Below are 13,154 nucleotides of genomic sequence, written 5' to 3' on the forward strand. Positions count from 1 at the left end.
ACGCTGTGGCGCGCGGTGGGCCGTGCAGGGCGCGCCGATGCACTGGTGCCCGCGCTGCCGTGGCGTGCTGCTGTCACCGGGACGGGTCGATGCCCCCGCCGCGCAACGCAACTACCGCTGGGTCGCCCGCAGGCCCGATCACCGTATGCGCAAGGCCGCCGTCACCACGGTGGCCGCGCCGCCGGGACCGACCCCGCGCTATACCGAGATCCCGCGCTGGGGTCTGCTCGATCCGCCGCCGGCGCAGGCCCCGGCCCAGGAACGTCCGCTGCGCGGCCTGGCCGCGCAGCGTGATGTCCTGCTGGTCCTCACTGCACTGGCCTTCCTCGCCGCGGCCGCCGCCGAGTACGGCCGGTATCTGATCCTGCTGCGCAACCGCACCACCCTGATCCCCGGCTGGCTGCTGTGGACCTCCGACTTCGCGGTCTGGGTCTTCGGCATTCTTGCCCCCCTGTGCGCGCTCGCCACGGCGTTCGCGCTGGTGGCCTGGCTGATCGAGGCCCGCGTCGCCGCCTTCGCCACGCGCGGCAGGCGCGATCCGCGGCACCGCTTCGCCTTGCTGGCAGGCTGCCTGATTCCCGGCGTGAACCTCGTCTGGCCCGGTGTCTTCCTGTCCGAACTGGTCGCCGCGAGCTCCGATCCGCGTGCGGAACGGGCGGTGCGGATCTGGTGGACCGCCTGGGTGGCCAGCGGCGTGATCCTGGTCGCCGCCACCCTGTGGCGCGACGCGTCGAGCCTGCAGGCCGAGGCCGACGGCGTGTCCTTCACCGCGTTCAGCGATCTGTGCGCGGTGGCCTTCGCGGTGCTCACGCTGTGGCTGGTCCGCCTGCTCGACGGACGGGATCTGCGTGGCGCGCCGCGCTCGGCGCACCGCTGGGTGCTCGCGGCAGATCCGGCCGAGGTGGTCATCGCGCCGGTGCGGCCGGGCGGGCACGAGGAGATCGGGAAACCGCAAGAGGAGGTTGTGGCCAAGTGAGCCAGGGCAATCGCGCGCCGTTCGTGGTGGCACACCGTGGTGCGTCCGCGGCGCGCCCCGAGCACACTCTCTCCGCCTACGAACTTGCGCTGGAAGAGGGCGCCGACGGGGTCGAATGCGATGTGCGGCTGACCCGCGACGGGCATCTGGTCTGTGTGCACGACCGCACCGTCGACCGCACCTCCGACGCCACCGGCCTGGTCAGCGAACTGACCCTGGACGAGCTGCGCGACATGAACTTCGGCACCCCAGAGGCGCCGGAGGGCGTGCTCGCGCTCAGTGATCTGATCGGCCTCGTGCTCGACTGGCGCAGTCGACCCACCAAGCTGTTCATCGAGACCAAGCATCCGGTGCGCTACGGCGCCCTGGTGGAGAACAAGGTGCTCGCCGAACTCCAGCGTTTCGGCATCGCGACCCCGGCCTCGGCGGATCACTCCCGCGCGGTGGTGATGTCGTTCGCCGCGACCGCGGTCTGGCGGATCCGCCGCGCCGCGCCGCTGCTGCCGACCGTCCTGCTCGGCGAATCGTCGCGCTTCCTCGGTGGCGGCGCAGCGACCACCGTGGGTGCCACCGCGGTCGGCCCCGCGGTGAAGACCCTGCGCGAGCACCCCGAACTCGTCGACAAGGCCGCCGCGGCGGGCCGTGCCACCTACTGCTGGACCGTAGACGAACCAGAAGACGTGAAACTGTGCGCCGACCTGGGCGTCAGCTGGGTCGCCACCAATCACCCCGGCCGCACGAAGACCCTGCTGGCAGGCGTCTGAGCCGCGCGCCAGGGGCGCGCGTAGCCTGGCGGCCGCTCGCCCATAAACTCCGTGCGTGGGTAAAAGCAAGCGGAACAGTCCGAAGCCCGACAGTAATCGGGCTCAGCGTCTCGCCGAGCGGCGTGCGGCGCAGGAGCAGGCATCGGCGGCCCCGACGCGGCCGTTCGAAGGGCTTGCTGCCGAATGTGATCTGGTGGCGCTGCGGGAGTTCGTGCCGTCGGCGACCGCGACCTTGAAGCTGGCGCCCGGTGTCGGCGCCCAGCGCGAGGTGACCCTGGCGACCGTGCTGCCCGGCGCGGTGGCGGCGCTGGTGCGCGCCGGTGACGAGCCCGTCGGCTATGTGGGCACCCAGGTGCAGCATCAGGGCATCGACCCGTCGGCCGATATCGCCGCGGCCATCCTGTGGACGCAGTCCGCCGAGCCGGGCGAGTCGCTGGACGCGGCCGGTTCCGTCGACGGCGGTCCGCGCCTCGGTGACGTCATCGATCCCGGCGCCGATCTGGAGATCACCGTGCACCAGGACTTCGACTGGTGGGTGCCCGAGGGCGTGACCCCCGACCCGCAGGTGGCGGCCACGATCGAGCAGGCCAAGCAGGCGATCATGCCGTCGGCGCGGCTGGATCTCGGCGCCGACGGTGTCGGCGCGGCCTGGTGGGTCGACGCCGGTGACAAGGCGCATGTGCGCTGGGTGCGTCCCGAGGACGAGGACAAGCTGATGTTGGCCCTGGCGCGGGTGCACGCCGCCGGCGGTCTGCACATGGGCGAGGGGTCGCGCTTCGCCGGTTCGTTCCGCACGCACGGCGTGCTGGTCCCGGTGTTCGACCTCGATCCCGAGCTGCACCCCACCGAATGGGAGGCCTCCGCCAGGGAATTCGGCGCGCGCCTGGCCGAGGCGCTGGCCTCGGACGCCCCGATGACCGGCGAAGAACGGCGTTCGCGCGATGGTCTGCGCGGGCGTCAGGTCACCCTGCGCTGAACTAGACGGGTCCGGCTCCGGCTGGTGAACGCACAACGGCTTCGACTCGCGGCCTGCGAGTCGAAGCCGTTCGCGTAGTTGTCCTAGACGCTGCCGCCTGCGACGGTCGGGGCCCCCGAGGCTTCCTTCGGGTTGGAGCTGAGCTCGCGCCACATGAACGCCTCCAGGTCGAACATGTTCGACCCGGCGCGGTCGGCGATATTGAGCAGCGTGGTCATCGCGGCCACTTCCTCGACCTGTTCCTTCAGGAACCACTGCATGAACTGCTCGCCGAGGTAATCGCCCTCCTCGCGGGCGGTGCTCGCCAGCCGGACGATCTGGTCGGTGACCGTCTTCTCCTGGGCCAGTGCCAGCTCGATCGGCTCGCGCGCGTTCTCGAAGGTCGACTTCGCGGCGTCGATACCGGAGATGTCGACGCTGATATCGCGATCGAGGAAATACTGCACGATCATCATCGCGTGATTGCGCTCTTCGACCGACTGCGCGTAGAAGCGCTTGGCCAGCTGCGGCAGATCGTTGTTGTCGAACCACACCGCGATGGCGATGTACTGATGCTCGGCATTGAACTCATGCCGGATCTGGTCTTGAAGCAGGCTGTGAAATTTGCTGCGCGGGGGTTCCGGATGAATCGACATGTTGGCCAGATTAGACCTGGTCAAATGGGGTTGTCATCCAAGTGCAGCCTTATTGAGGGAAGTATTCCCTAAGGAAGTATTCCCTAACTGAGGTTGCCCTGACCGGCCATTCTCGGTGCCGTCTTGTCCACCATAACCGCACCGGCGAGTTCCCGGCGGATGAATTCCTCGACCTGGAACAAATTATGCTGCCGATCGAGCACCGCGAGCAAAGTAGACATTTCGGCGACATCGGTCACCTGGGCATGCAGAAACCATTGCACGAATTGTTCGCCTAAATAATCCCCGGCCTCGCGTGCCGCCGCGGCCAGCGAGCTGACCTGCGCGGTTGTCCTCCGCTCACGGTCGAGCAGGCAGGCGATCGCGGCCCGTGGCGACTCGAATTCCGCATCGATCTCGTCGAGCCCGCCGATCGACACCGCGATATCCCGGTCGAGCAGATACTGCACCATCCGCATCGCGTGACCACGGCTGCGCGCCGAGCGGGCGTAGGCCTGGCCCGCCAACTCCGGTAGCCGCTGACAGTCGAAATACACCGCGGCGGACAGGTACTGCTGCGCGGCGGTGAGCCCGTGCCGGATCTGCGCGCGGAGCAGATCGGCGAAGGAGACGTCCTCGGCCATGTGGTCGACGTTACCGCGTGAGCAGGTCCTCGGGAATCTGCTGATCCTTGGCCAGCGCGTCGAAGAAGCTGGACGCCTTCGCCTTGTCCCACAGCAGCACATTGCCCACATCGGTGTCGCCGAAGCCACCGATCGGCACCGTGGTGGTGACCGTCTCGCCGCGCAGCGCCCAGCCGAGCGAGGCCAGGTTCCAGATATGGTCACCGTCGTCGACCTTCAGCGAACCGGCCACCCCCGTAGCCATCGGCCACAGCGCGAACGGATTCGCCAGCGTGCCCACATCGGTCGCTTTCTTCAGCAGCGCTGACATGAACATCCGCTGATGGTTCATCCGGTCCACATCGGCGTTCGGGGTGGCCCTCGTCCGCACGAAACCCAGCGCCTGCGGGCCGGTCAGCTCCTGGCAGCCCGCCGGGAGATCGAGACCGGCCAGCGGGTCGACGATCGGTTCGTCCAGGCACATCTCGATGCCGCCGAGCGCGTCGACCACGGCGGCGAATCCACCGAAGCCGATCTGCGCGTAGTGGTCGATCCGCACTCCGGTCGCCACCTCCACCGTCTGGACCAGCAGCGGCGCGCCGCCGAGCGCGAACGCGGCGTTCAGCTTGTCCCTGCCGTGACCGGGCACGCTGACGTAGGAATCGCGCGGCAGGCTGACCATCGTGCTTGCGCCGGACCGCGGGATGTGCACCAGCATGATCGTGTCGGTGCGTTCGGGGCCGGTGTCACCACCGGTCGCGAGCTCCTGTTCCTGTTCGGTCGAGAGATCGCCGCGGCCGTCGGAGCCGACCAGCAGCCAGTTCGTGCCGGGGGTGTCGCCGATCCGGTCGCTGTAGGAGGTGAGCGCGGGGATCCTGGTCAGTGCGCCGTCCAGGTGCACGATCGCCGCGATCAGGCCGGCGATCAGCAGCACGACGATCAGCGTGAACCACCGGAACGGGTGCCTGCGGCGGCGGCGTCGCGGCGGCCGTTGCGGTCGGCCCGTGTCGGGCGGCGGTGGCGTGCGGCGCGGTGCGGCGGCGTCGTGATGCGGCACCGGACGCTGGGTCGGCGCGTGCCTGGCCGGTTCGCGACGCGGCACCGGACGCTGCGTCGGAGCGTATTGACGCGGTTTCGGCTGTTCGCGTGGCAGCTGCGAATAGGCGAGCGGTCGATCGTCGCGGCCGTCGCGGTGCAGCACCTGGGTCGGCTCGATATACGAGGCGGGGCGGCCCGGTCCCGGTTTGTGCCGGGCGGTCGGGTCGTGTGGCCCGCCGTGCCGGACCGTCGGTTCGTCGCCCGACGGCAGTGGCCTGCCGCTCGGCGGACCGCCGCGGCCGGGTGGCGGCAGCGGGGGACCACCGGGGCGGCCCGGTGGCGGCACCCGGCGCCTTCGTGGATCTTCGCCGTTCATCACTGTCGAACTCTACTGATCGTCGGGTGCGCGGGTCGGTCGTGCGCGCCGGTCACTGGGTGGATATCCCGGTCAGCCGCCGGTGTTAGCGCGAAACGCGGCGGACACGCCGTTCACGGCAGCCAGCCGACGCGCCCACGCAGCACGTGATAGCCGAGATAAGCCACCGCGTCGATCACCGCGTGCGCCAGGATCAGCGGCCACAGCCGGTTGGTGCGCTGCCAGTAGCGCCCGAGGATCAGGCCCATCACGATATTGCCGAGCCCGCCGCCGAGCCCCTGATACAGGTGATAGCTGCCGCGCAGCAGCGCCGAGGCGACCAGCGAACTGTTCTCCGACCAGCCGAGCTTGCGCAGCCTGCTGATCAGATACGCGACCACGATCACCTCCTCGGCGACCGAATTCGCGCAGGCGGCCAGAATCAGCACCGGCAGCCGCCACCACTGCTCCGACAGCGAACTCGGCACGATGGTCACACTCACCCCGAGCGCGTGCGCGACCAGATACAGCCCGAGCCCAGGCAGCCCGATCACCGCGGCGAGCACCAGACCGGCCAGCACATCGCGGCGCCCCATCCTGGCCAGCCCGACCAGCCGAGGCCCGATCCCGCTGCGCCACAACAGGTAGAGCCCGAGCGCAGCCCAGGCGAGCAACCGGGTGATCCCGACCAGCTGGAACAGCAGGTCGAGCAGCGAATTGTCCGACCGCGAGGCATTCAGCGCCACCGTGCGCCCGCCGACCCCGCCCGGCGACAACGCCGAATCCAGCAGGGACAAGCCCGCACTGATACCGCTCAACCCGAACGTCACCAACAGCACCACGACGATCTCGACCCGAAGACCGAACCGTTCCCGCTCGCTCAGCTCGGTATCTGGAGGATCAACCCGCATGCGGCGAAGTGTAAGCAGGCGTCGCGATTCAGATGCGGCGCAGGCCGTTCAGGAAGGGGCAGCCGGCCAGGATGCGGACGGCCTTGCTCAGGGACTCGACGTCGTCGGCGGGGGCGGCGAAGGGGAGTCGCACGTCGTGGTCGCCGTCGGGACCCTCCACGCGCAGGGTGAGGCCGTAGCGGTCGATGGCGAGCGGGTGCACCATGCCGCCGCGCAGGCGGGTCGGCAAGTGGCGGGAGAGCTGGGCAACGACGTCGGCGTGGTCGGCGGCCATGTGCTGCAGCCAGGCGCCCTCCAGTTCACAGAAGGGGTCTGCGGTGGCAGCGCGCAGGTCGGCATGGTCGACCGACTCGGCGCCGGAGGTATCGGCCAGCACGGCCGAGTTCACCACCAGGCGCAGCAGCGTGACGGTGTGGCCGACATCGAGCAGACCCGGATGCGGGTAGTCCTTCGCGATCTCGACGGCGAGCGCGCGCTGTGCCTGCGCGGGCACCCGCCGGACCCAGCCACGCAACCACACCAGCGCGCGCACCGGCTCGCGCAGCGGCAGCGGCGCGTGGTCGGTGAGTTCGAGTACCGCCGAGGTCTCGTTCGCCGTCGCCGCGAGTGCCGCCGCGATCGAATCGGCCTGCACCGCGATGACCGCGTCACCACAGCGCCGCAGATGATGCAGCGTGGTCGGCACCGGATCGATGCCGGGGAGCGCCAGCACCGCGGTCTCGGCGTGCGCGCACGCGCTGCGTACCCGCTCGGCGGTCGTCGGCGCGAGGATCGTGGTTGGGCTCGACATGAACAACCTCCGCGAACTGATGTTTAGGTAAACCTAAGCTAAGTTACTGATCGTGATCGCGCAAGCGGAACACCCCGGCGGATCCGCGCGGGAATCCGCTTCCTACGGTGGGCGGATGACGCACGACGAGCCCGCCGAACCCGTTCTGCTCAGCCTGTCGGCTCCCGCCCGCCGCAGTCTGGTGGCCGATCTGGTGCGCCGGGCCGACAGCGCGCCCACCGCCGCGGAGGTCGTCGACGCCGACATTCCCGATGCCGAACTGTCGGCCTTCCTGGCGCGTATCGCGCACGCCGGACACGGGTTCGTCGCCGTCACGACCAGCGGCCCGCGCGCGGTCGCCGTCGTCGCAGGCACTGTCGCCGCACTGTGTGGCGAGGACATTCCCACCGCGATCACCGCACCCGACCTCGCCTTCCTGCGCGGCCTGAAGCCACCTGCCATCGAGGCGACCAGATCCGTGCTCCTCGCCATCGAAACTACCGCTGAGCAGGCGATCGAAGCGGCGCTGGCGGTGCTGGAACCGTAACCGCGCCGCGGCGCCGTCAACGATCCAGCTAATCTTTGAGTTGTGCCGCGGATAGCGTATTTCGGGCCATCGGGAACCTTCACCGAGATGGCTCTGGCCAAGTTCGAGAACTCGGGGGCCTTCGAGGGCCCGGTCGAGCGAGTCGCCGCGCCGAGTCAGGGCGCCGCGCTGGAGCTGATCCGGTCCGACGACGTCGACGGCGCGGTGGTGCCGATCGAGAGTTCGGTCGAAGGTTCCATCCCGGCGACGCTGGATTCGCTCGCCATCGGACCCCGGCTGCAGATCATGGCCGAGACCGAGCTGGAAGTGGCGTTCACGATCGTCGCGCGCCCCGGCACCACCCTGGACCAGGTGCGTACGCTGGCCGCCTACCCCGTGGCCGCCGCGCAGGTTCGGGAGTGGGTGGCGCGGACGCTGCCGCAGGCGCGTCCCTATGTGTCCGCCTCGAACGCCGCCGCCGCCGAGGACGTGGCCGCCGGCACGGCCGACGCCGCGGTATCGACCGCGCTGGCAGGCGAGCGGCTCGGCCTCGCCACCCTGGCCGACGGGGTCGCCGACCACGACCAGGCCATCACCCGGTTCGTGCTGGTCACCCGGCCCGGTGCCGCACCGCACGCCACCGGCGCCGACCGCACCTCGGTGGTGCTCGAGCTGCCGAACGAGCCGGGTTCGCTCATGCGCGCCTTCGCCGAATTCGCCACGCGCGGCGTCGATCTCACTCGCATCGAGTCGCGACCGACCCGGACGGCGATGGGCACTTACCGCTTCTACCTCGACTGCGTCGGCCATATCGACGACCCGGCCGTCGCGGAGACCTTGAAGGCGCTGCACCGCACCGCCACCATCCGGTTCCTCGGCTCGTGGCCCGCGTACTCGGCAATCGGAACACCGCCCCCGTCGGACGAACCTGCCGCAGAATGGTTGACGCAATTGCGAAAGGGGGTCGCTGACCTATGAACACACCCGCGAAGCTGGTGCTGGTGCGGCACGGCGAGACCGAGGGCAACGTCGCCAAACTGCTCGATACCAGGGTGCCCGGTCTCCCGCTCACCGAACGCGGTGTGGCACAGGCGAAAGCGTTCGGTGCGGGGCTGGTGCGGCCGCCGCAGGTACTGGTGGCGTCGGAGGCGCTGCGCGCGCGGCAGACGGCAGGCTACATCGAGGCGGCCACCGGCTCACCCGCCCACATCCTGGACGGTCTGTTCGAGGTCCAGGTCGGCGAGCTGCACGGCCGCTCCGACCCGGAGGCGCACGAATTCTTCCAGCAGATCTACCGCGCCTGGCACTACGGGGAGCTCCACCTGCGGGCACCCGGCGGTGAATCGGGTCGAGACGTGCTCGACCGGATCGTGCCGGTGCTAGAGGGCTTGCGGACCGAGTTCCTCACCGACGACGCCGAGAGTGACGTGGTCGTCGTCAACCACGGTGCCGCCATGCGCCTGGTCGCGATGACGCTGGCCGGGGTCGCTCCGCCGTTCACCACGAACAACCACCTCGACAACACCGAGACCATCGAGCTGCTGCCGACCGCGAACGGCGGCTGGGAGTGCCTGCGCTGGGGCCGGTTCACGCCACCGTTCGCGCTCGACGCCGAGCCGACTCCCGACGACCCGATGGGCTGATCAGCCCATCGGGAGGCCGACTCAGCCCAGCGTCTCGGCGTTCGCGATCGGGAATTCCGCGCGCACCGGCAGCGACTCGATGAGATCGGCCACCGCGGTGCGCAGCCTGGCGTTGGTGCCGGTGGCGATGGACGACCACTTCACCCCGTCGTCGGCGACGCTGGCGGTGATGATGAATCTGCCCGCGCGGGTGTTGAAGACGGCGATGTGGTTGTCCTGTACGTCGCGGGTGCCGTCACCGTAGGCGACGCCGACGATCTCGGCGTAGGAGTGGATCTCCACCAGCGCCGACGCCAGCGTCGGCGCGTCGGTGGCGGGCTTGCCGATCTTGGCGAGGCGCTCGGTGGTGGCGGCGACATCGCCGGTGTCGCCGAAGATCGGCGCCAGTTCCTCGGTGGGGGCGTTCATGCCGTACAGCTCGAGCGCCTCGGACTGCCCGAGCGCCTGGAGTACCGCGGCGGGCAGATCGAGCCCGGCGTCGTCGATGACGTAGGACTCCGGCCCGCGCAGGGCGACGACCGCGCGGTCGTCGCCCTGCGCCAGACAGAACCGGTTCACGTGGCCCTGGACCACCCACCGCAGCGCGATGATCCACTGCGGCCGGTAGAGCACCCGCAGCCGTTCGGCGAGCTCGGGCTGCACCGTGTCACCGAACAGGAGTTCGCGTTCGGTGAGTGCCGCCTCGGCCGCCTTCATCGCGGCGTCGTGCGCCGTGACGTCGTCGTAGCGGCCGAGGGCGTCGAGCACCACGGGCATCTCGTCGAATTGCAGCTTCTCGAGGAGGTACTGCATGTCGTCGAGCGAGAGCACGACGGCATCCAGCAATGACCCCCCGTTGCCACCCCCGCCGAGCACCGTCACTTGGTCCCGGCGAGGTCGGCGCCGATCACGCCGTCGGCGGTGTAGCGGCCGTCGGTGAAGGCCTCGTCGGACTGGCCGTAGTCGATGGCGTCGTGCTCGTCGTCGTCCTCGCCCTTGGCGCGGTTGCCGAGCAGCGGGCTGCCGCTGCCGGTGGCGTTGCGCACCGGCGCGCTGTCGGTGCGAACCACCGACTCGACCGGAGCCGAAGCCGCCGCGTTCGCCGCTGGCGCGCCCCAGCCCTCCGGCAGCTTGAGCTGGCTCGCGTTGAGCGTGACACCGCCGAGCCCGGCCGCGGTGGTCGCCACCCCGGCGGCACCGGCGCCACCCATGGCCGCCATGGCAGGCACCGCGGCGGTGGTCGCGGGCACGGTGGACGCGGTGGCGGCCGACACGGCGGCGGCACCGATATTGCCCGCAGTGCTGACCCCGCTGGTGAGCACACCACCGGCCACATTGGCCGCCTGGGTGGCCGCGCTGATCACGCCGGGGTTGGAGACGAGTGCCTGCGCGGCGGCGACCGTGGCGGCGAGCGGGTCGCCACCGAAGTCGCTCTGCGCGGCATCGGCCGTGCCCGCGCCACTGGCGATCGTCGGCGGCATCGAGAACTCGCCGGGCGTGGTGACGGTGGCGGTGGTGGCCGCCTCGTAGGTCTCCATCACCAGCGCGGCGCGGATGTCCATCGCGTGCCTGGCGACCTCGGCCACCTCGAACGCGCCGGACACCACGCCGGGCGGGTTGGCCGACGCCGCCACCGCGGCGTTGGTGGCCGCGATCTCGGGCAGGCTCGGCATGGCGAGCGAGGCCACGGTGTAGGCGGTGGCGTTGGCGGTGGCCTTGGCGCCCATGATCCCCGCCATGACGCCCTGCTGGCCCGCCCACGCGCCGAACGGCGCCAGCTTGGCCAGCACCGCGAGCCCGTTGACACCCTGCAGACCGACGCCGACCTCGGCGATGACCCTGGTGATGGTGAAGGTGGCGTCGCCCCAGGCGGCCGCCAGCGTGCCCCACGAGGTGGCGGCGGCGCTGATCGGCACCGCGTGCGCGCCCGCGTTGAGCATGGTCGAGTTGACTTCGGCCATACGCGGCAGCCAGAAGACCCCGGTGATCCCTGCGGTCATGTCTTGTTACTCCCCTGAATGAATGATCGTCGACGGGTGCCGGTACGGCTAGATCTGGATGGCGGAGATGGCGGCGGCGCGCACCGACTCCTCAACGATGTTCGTGCCGAGCTGCGCCCGCAACGTCGCGGCCGCGTGGTGAAGCTCCAGGATGGCCTGGGCGACCGAGCTGTCGTGGGTGGCTGCGGCGTGGTTGAAATGCCCGGCCGCGAGCAGCGAGACCTCTTCGGCGCCGGAAGGCAGCACATGGGTGGTCGGGCCTGCCAGCGCGGCGGCGGCCGCGAGGCGTTCGGCGAGCAGATCCAGCTCCGCGGACGCGGCGAGGACGATTTCAGGCGAGATAAGAACGTGTCCGACCATGACCCGACTCCTTCTGGTGGCGACTATCGGGAACCACGAGAATTCCCCCTACGAGTGATAGGACGCGAGAGCGAGGCGTTCGGTTCCATCGATTCCCCACCCGGTTTCGCTAACCCCATCCCAACTCATGCAACCGGTCGTCGTCAATCCCGAAATAGTGTGCTATTTCATGGATCACGGTGATCGCTACCTCCTCGACCACCTCGTCGTCCGTGCTACAGATGTCGAGAATAGCCTCCCGGTAGATGGTTACGGTATCCGGCAGCGACCCCGCGTAGAAGCTGTCCCGCTCGGTGAGCGCGATCCCGTGGTAGAGCCCGAGCAGCGACGGTTCCTCGGCGTTTCTGGCCTCGACCAGCACGACGACGTTGTCGATGGCGTTGCTCAGCTCGGGCGGAATCAGGTCGAGTGCGTCGCCGACCAGCTCTTCGAACCGCTCCGGCGACACCCGCGGCGGCTCGGTCACCGCGGCTGGGGCTGCGGCGGCAGCGGCGCGGCACCCGGCAGCGGTGCCGGGGTGGAGCGGCCGGTATTGGGCGGCGGCACCGGGGCTTGACCGTCGATCAGGATCTCCCCGCGCGCCGAACCGACGATCGGCGCGAACCCCTCCCGGTCGGCGCCCTTGCCGAGCCAGCAGTCCAGTTTCTTGCTGCCCGCGAGCCAACTGGTCGGTTCCAGATAGTCGAAGAACAGCGTCAGGGTCTTGTTCCTGATGGCGTCCGGGCTGCCGAGGTACTCGGTGGAGAGCCGGGTGCACTCGGCCTCGACGTAGGAGTCCTGATCGGCCTCGGCGGGCGGGCCGCCGGTGAAGTTGGCCGCCAGGTCGACGGTGCCGACGATCTCCACCGCGTGCGGCTGCGCGCAGTCCACCGGATCGGTCGGCAGGTTCTGGTTGATCCCGAGGCAGGTGCCGACGGCGTGGATCTTGGACTGATCCTGCTCGACGACACTGCCCGACGACGGCGGACTCGCCGCCGTACCCGCGACCTGCAGGCCGCAGCGCAGCGTCCGGTCGCCGTGCTGCCAGCCTGCCGGGCTCGGCGACATCACATTCACCATGTACTTCCCGCGCGGATCGAACCGTCCACCCAGGTAGCGCTGCACTGCCGGGACGCAGTGCTCGTCCCTGAGCTCGGTCATCCGCAGCGAATCGGGGTGCCTGGTGCCGTCACTGAACTCGCGACCGGGGTAGGCGCTCAGGTCGATTACCGCGGCCACCTCGAACAGGTGCTCGTCGCCACAGTTCACCTTCACCAGGTCGCTGCGGTCGGACTCGGTCCAGTTCAGGCAGTCGCCGGAGTTCGCGCTACTGAACTCCTTGTCCCTGACCACCGGCTCGGTACCCGGCTGGTGCGCGGCGACCTTGTCGGACTCGAACCCGGTGACCGTCATCGTCACCAGGGCGGCGATCACCGCGCCGAGCGCGCCGATCAGCAGGCCCCACCGCAGCTTGTTCGCGGAGAGGTGGAGGCTTGTCGGAGCGCTGGCGCGCGACCGCCGCTGCGTGGCGGACCCTCCTCGAGGTCGGGTCGTCGGGGCTGGGCTGGGTGGTGTCGCCGCGGTGCCTGTCGGAGCGTCGGCGTGCTCGCGTCGCGGCTTCCTCGCGTTCTGATCGGGCAC

The 13,154-nt window shown here is 69.9% G+C and carries 16 protein-coding genes; 6 read left to right on the forward strand and 10 right to left on the reverse strand.

Annotated features, from left to right (window positions below):
- Window positions 1-37: 37 nt before the first annotated feature.
- Genes ACFOW8_RS03670 through ACFOW8_RS03680 form a run of 3 tightly spaced genes read left to right on the forward strand, consistent with a single transcriptional unit; the run spans window position 38 to window position 2,716 of the window.
- Window positions 38-976, forward strand: a complete 939-nt coding sequence (locus ACFOW8_RS03670) for a DUF4328 domain-containing protein (RefSeq protein WP_378545395.1) — start codon at window positions 38-40, stop codon at window positions 974-976.
- Complete coding sequence (locus ACFOW8_RS03675; RefSeq protein ID WP_378545398.1) at window positions 973-1,740, forward strand: glycerophosphodiester phosphodiesterase; 768 nt, start codon at window positions 973-975, stop codon at window positions 1,738-1,740. The genes ACFOW8_RS03670 and ACFOW8_RS03675 overlap by 4 nt, the downstream gene beginning before the upstream one ends.
- A 55-nt stretch (window positions 1,741-1,795) precedes the next feature.
- Window positions 1,796-2,716, forward strand: coding sequence for a DUF5926 family protein (locus tag ACFOW8_RS03680; RefSeq protein WP_378545401.1), 921 nt, complete (start codon window positions 1,796-1,798; stop codon window positions 2,714-2,716).
- Between the two features lie 83 nt (window positions 2,717-2,799).
- On the opposite strand, the gene ACFOW8_RS03685 is transcribed toward ACFOW8_RS03680, so the two are convergent.
- The 5 genes from ACFOW8_RS03685 to ACFOW8_RS03705 form a co-directional block, all read right to left on the reverse strand.
- A complete protein-coding gene (locus ACFOW8_RS03685; protein WP_378545404.1) occupies window positions 2,800-3,351 on the reverse strand; it encodes a ferritin in 552 nt (183 codons plus the stop codon).
- 83 nt (window positions 3,352-3,434) lie between these two features.
- Window positions 3,435-3,974, reverse strand: coding sequence for a ferritin (locus tag ACFOW8_RS03690; protein ID WP_378545407.1), 540 nt, complete (start codon window positions 3,972-3,974; stop codon window positions 3,435-3,437).
- Between the two features lie 10 nt (window positions 3,975-3,984).
- A complete protein-coding gene (locus ACFOW8_RS03695; protein WP_378548442.1) occupies window positions 3,985-5,367 on the reverse strand; it encodes an LCP family protein in 1,383 nt (460 codons plus the stop codon).
- Between the two features lie 113 nt (window positions 5,368-5,480).
- A complete protein-coding gene (locus tag ACFOW8_RS03700) occupies window positions 5,481-6,257 on the reverse strand; it encodes a CPBP family intramembrane glutamic endopeptidase (RefSeq protein WP_378545410.1) in 777 nt (258 codons plus the stop codon).
- 28 nt (window positions 6,258-6,285) lie between these two features.
- Window positions 6,286-7,047 (reverse strand): DUF2470 domain-containing protein, encoded by a 762-nt coding sequence (locus ACFOW8_RS03705; protein WP_378545413.1) that lies wholly within the window; start codon window positions 7,045-7,047, stop codon window positions 6,286-6,288.
- Between the two features lie 115 nt (window positions 7,048-7,162).
- Here ACFOW8_RS03705 and ACFOW8_RS03710 point away from each other — a divergent pair, with 115 nt between their 5' ends.
- Genes ACFOW8_RS03710 through ACFOW8_RS03720 form a run of 3 tightly spaced genes read left to right on the forward strand, consistent with a single transcriptional unit; the run spans window position 7,163 to window position 9,195 of the window.
- Entirely contained in the window at window positions 7,163-7,573 is a 411-nt protein-coding gene (locus ACFOW8_RS03710; RefSeq protein WP_378545415.1) for a hypothetical protein, read from the forward strand.
- A 42-nt stretch (window positions 7,574-7,615) separates the two neighbouring features.
- Window positions 7,616-8,530 (forward strand): prephenate dehydratase, encoded by a 915-nt coding sequence (gene pheA, locus ACFOW8_RS03715; RefSeq protein ID WP_378545417.1) that lies wholly within the window; start codon window positions 7,616-7,618, stop codon window positions 8,528-8,530.
- Window positions 8,527-9,195: a histidine phosphatase family protein gene (locus tag ACFOW8_RS03720; protein ID WP_378545420.1), complete on the forward strand. Its 669-nt coding sequence runs from the start codon at window positions 8,527-8,529 to the stop codon at window positions 9,193-9,195. The genes pheA and ACFOW8_RS03720 overlap by 4 nt, the downstream gene beginning before the upstream one ends.
- Before the next feature lie 21 nt (window positions 9,196-9,216).
- Here ACFOW8_RS03720 and ACFOW8_RS03725 read toward each other — a convergent pair whose 3' ends face one another.
- From ACFOW8_RS03725 to ACFOW8_RS03745, 5 genes are all read right to left on the reverse strand, one after another.
- A complete protein-coding gene (locus tag ACFOW8_RS03725) occupies window positions 9,217-10,020 on the reverse strand; it encodes an ESX secretion-associated protein EspG (protein ID WP_378545423.1) in 804 nt (267 codons plus the stop codon).
- 32 nt (window positions 10,021-10,052) lie between these two features.
- Complete coding sequence (locus ACFOW8_RS03730) at window positions 10,053-11,174, reverse strand: PPE family protein (RefSeq protein WP_378545426.1); 1,122 nt, start codon at window positions 11,172-11,174, stop codon at window positions 10,053-10,055.
- A 48-nt stretch (window positions 11,175-11,222) separates the two neighbouring features.
- Window positions 11,223-11,534, reverse strand: coding sequence for a PE family protein (locus ACFOW8_RS03735; protein ID WP_378545429.1), 312 nt, complete (start codon window positions 11,532-11,534; stop codon window positions 11,223-11,225).
- A 109-nt stretch (window positions 11,535-11,643) separates the two neighbouring features.
- Window positions 11,644-12,000, reverse strand: coding sequence for a metallopeptidase family protein (locus ACFOW8_RS03740; RefSeq protein WP_378545432.1), 357 nt, complete (start codon window positions 11,998-12,000; stop codon window positions 11,644-11,646).
- A complete protein-coding gene (locus ACFOW8_RS03745) occupies window positions 11,997-13,154 on the reverse strand; it encodes a septum formation family protein (protein ID WP_378545435.1) in 1,158 nt (385 codons plus the stop codon). The genes ACFOW8_RS03740 and ACFOW8_RS03745 overlap by 4 nt, the downstream gene beginning before the upstream one ends.

It is taken from the genome of Nocardia rhizosphaerae (assembly GCF_042650365.1).
Taxonomy (GTDB): domain Bacteria; phylum Actinomycetota; class Actinomycetes; order Mycobacteriales; family Mycobacteriaceae; genus Nocardia; species Nocardia rhizosphaerae.